Origin of the sequence: uncultured Actinomyces sp. (genome assembly GCA_900541895.1) — a bacterium.
Classification (GTDB): Bacteria; Actinomycetota; Actinomycetes; order Actinomycetales; family Actinomycetaceae; genus Pauljensenia.
On the sequence record UWSI01000054.1, the window covers coordinates 1 to 2,989 of the forward strand.

Genomic DNA, 2,989 nt, shown 5'->3' on the forward strand with positions numbered 1-2,989 from the left:
CCGCTAGCCTGTCGCTAGCGGGCACGGCTTCTTGCCGCTATTCTCCCTACTAGAATTTCTTTCTGTCTTGAGGACATGCGTGAATACAACAGTTAGCTCTCGAGCCGAGTCGCTGCTGCCCATTGTGGGGGTCGCGATTTTCTTCTTGGCCTTTGCAGGCCAAGGGGTTCGTAACACATTCGGTTGGCTCGGTTTTGGCATTATCACCGTTTTGGTGCTGCTTGCATGCTGGGTCGTGTTTTTTCTTGCCGGACGACGCGTGACCTTGCGAAGGATTTCGCTGTCTGTTTCATCCTTCATCGTGCTCTGCTGTTTGTCGGTGATTTGGAGCCAGTACCGTCTTGAAACTTTCGCCTCAGCTCTGATCACTCTTGCGACAAGCTCAGCGGGGATACTTGTAGCAATTGCTTTTCCGCTTCGACAGATGCTGAAAGTATTCATGGATGCGATGAAGATCGTCGTTGTTCTGTCGTATGTTCTCGAGCTGTGGGTCTCGCTCTTCGTTGGTCATCGAATTCCTCCCGTGTATATGCGCCATTGGAAAAAAGTTCCAGAGCTCTATTACTGGATCAATGATTCCCTGTTCAGGGGAGGGCCGATTCAAGGTTTCGTGGGAAACCGCAATCCTTTGGCGTTTATTGCGCTCTTACTGCTTCTAGGCGTGCTTGTCTTCTGGATTCAAGATCGGAATCAGCACATTCGCAACTTACTGTGGGTGTGTGCCTGTGTTGGCATTCTTATTCTCACTGGTTCGGCAACGGTGTTCGTTGCCACGCTGGTTTCCCTCAGTGCACTCGTCTTTCTTTTGATCATTCGTCATCTCGGCTTCTATGAGCGGCGTTTCGCTGTTCGTGTGGCTTTGACCGCTGCGGCCAGTTTCCTGCTGGTGGCTGTTGTGATGAAGGATCAGGTCACCGAGATATTAGGACGCAGTTCTGATATGACCGGGCGTGGTGTCATTTGGGCGAAGCTTTTGCAATTGTGGACCGAGCATCCCCTTCTTGGCTGGGGGTGGGTTGTGATGTGGCCCCCGTGGTTGCCTCTGTTCAAGAACCTTGTTGTTCGTCCAGATGGTACGCCTACCATGCAGGCGCATAACGCTTATATCGAGGCACTATTCCAGACTGGCATTGTTGGGCTCATGCTTTTGGCCTTCGCGGTCTTGTGGGTCATGATTCGTATCTTCCGAGTTGCCCTTCGTGATCTTGAGAGCGATCTGATCCCCGTCCTGGCCGCTGTTCTTATGCTCGCGATGTTCGTCCAGTCATTTACCGAGTCTCGTTTGCTCACCGAGGGTAACTGGGTTCTTTTCGTTGCTTTTGCTACCTGGCTGAAGGTCCGAGCAGAATCAATTGACTTTCACCCGCCTCGACGTGGGGACGAGGCCACGCGTCGGCTAGGTGCTGCCGGCTACGCAGACCGATCTGCGGCCTCGTGAGACACAATCAAGACGCGTCCTTTAAGGCGAGTCTTTTCCCGTACACTGTAATGCGCACGTATTCCAACAAGAAGAAGGTATTTCCGTGACCGATATTATTGACGACCTCCAATGGCGTGGTCTGATTGCTCAGCACACTGATCTTGATGCACTTCGTGCTCACTTTGCGCAGGGCCCGGTCACCTTCTATTGCGGTTATGATCCGACAGCTCCTTCACTTCACCATGGTCACCTTGTTCAGCTGATCGTTATGCGTCACCTGCAACTCGCGGGACACCGTCCGCTTGCACTCGTGGGTGGTGCAACGGGCCAGATTGGCGATCCGCGTCAAAGTGGTGAGCGTCAACTCCAACCCACCGAAGTTGTTCAGGGCTGGGCAGATCGTTTGCGTGCGCAGATTTCTCGTTTTCTTGACTTCGAGGGACCTGCAGCAGCGCGAATGGTGAATAACCTCGATTGGACGCAAGAGATGAGCGCTATTGATCTCTTGCGCGGAATCGGTAAGTACTTCCGTGTGGGCACCATGCTCAACAAGGATATTGTTGCGCGCCGTATTGCCTCTGACGAGGGGATCTCCTACACAGAATTCTCGTACCAGATTCTTCAGGCAAATGACTACCTCGAACTTTTCCGTCGCTATGGTTGCACCCTTGAGACCGGTGGAAATGATCAGTGGGGCAATATGGTTGGCGGCGTCGACCTGATTCATAAGATCGAAGGCGCCGATACCCATGTGATGACGACGCCCATCATTACTAAGGCTGACGGAACAAAGTTTGGCAAGTCCGAGGGTGGCGCGATCTGGCTCGATCCCGAGATGATGAGCCCTTACGCCTTCTACCAGTTCTGGTTGCAGGTTGCCGATGACGACGTAGTTCGTTTTCTGAAGATCTTCACTTTCCTCTCACGCGAAGAGATCGAGGCCCTTGAGGTTGAGGTCGCTGAGCGCCCGCATCAGCGTGCTGCACAGAAAGCGTTGGCTGCCAGCGTCACTGCGTTGGTCCATGGTCAAGACGAACTTGAGCGTGTGCAGGCTGCAACCGAGGCGCTGTGGGGAACCGGTGACCTTTCCTCGATTGACGAGGCCACTTTGGCTGCAGCAACCAGTGACCTTCCGCGTGCGGAACTTCAGTTGGGGGCGACTCTTGTTGACGCTCTTGTAGAGACCGGCCTTGAGAAGGGGCGCACTGCTGCGCGTCGTACCCTCGCGGGTGGCGGAGCCTATGTCAATAAGGTCAAGGTAGAAGATGAAGAGGCAGTTTTGAGTGCTGATGATCTGCTTGCCGGCGGGTTGGTTTTGATCCGTAAGGGCCGCAGGAATCTGGCTGTAGTTGCTGTCCGATGACCCGTTTTTAAAGGTGTGCTCGTCATCATAGTGTTTTGATTTGACGATGAGCCTCTAAACGGCCTAATCTATAACTCGTTGCGCTGAGGGCGACGGAAACGTTGTAAAGCGCGAAAGCCCCTTTGAGATTCATCCTCGGGTGAATTGCAAATGTGGGGGTGTTGTTTGTGAACTCGATAGTGTGTTTGTTTTTGTTTTTATGCCTG

At 53.2% G+C, this 2,989-nt stretch carries 3 protein-coding genes; 2 read left to right on the forward strand and 1 reads right to left on the reverse strand.

The features are described 5' to 3' along the window. The first annotated feature begins 79 nt into the window (after positions 1–79). A complete protein-coding gene (locus tag QZR18_RS08240) occupies positions 80–1,438 on the forward strand; it encodes an O-antigen ligase (RefSeq protein ID WP_178707112.1) in 1,359 nt (452 codons plus the stop codon). An 85-nt stretch (positions 1,439–1,523) separates the two neighbouring features. Beyond that, the gene (tyrS, locus tag QZR18_RS08245) at positions 1,524–2,783 is read left to right on the forward strand and encodes a tyrosine--tRNA ligase (protein ID WP_178707108.1); all 1,260 of its coding nucleotides are present in this window, start codon (positions 1,524–1,526) and stop codon (positions 2,781–2,783) included. A gap of 25 nt (positions 2,784–2,808) precedes the next feature. Here tyrS and QZR18_RS08250 read toward each other — a convergent pair. Beyond that, the coding region (locus tag QZR18_RS08250) for a hypothetical protein (RefSeq protein ID WP_295910899.1) at positions 2,809–2,989 on the reverse strand (181 nt) is incomplete at its 5' end.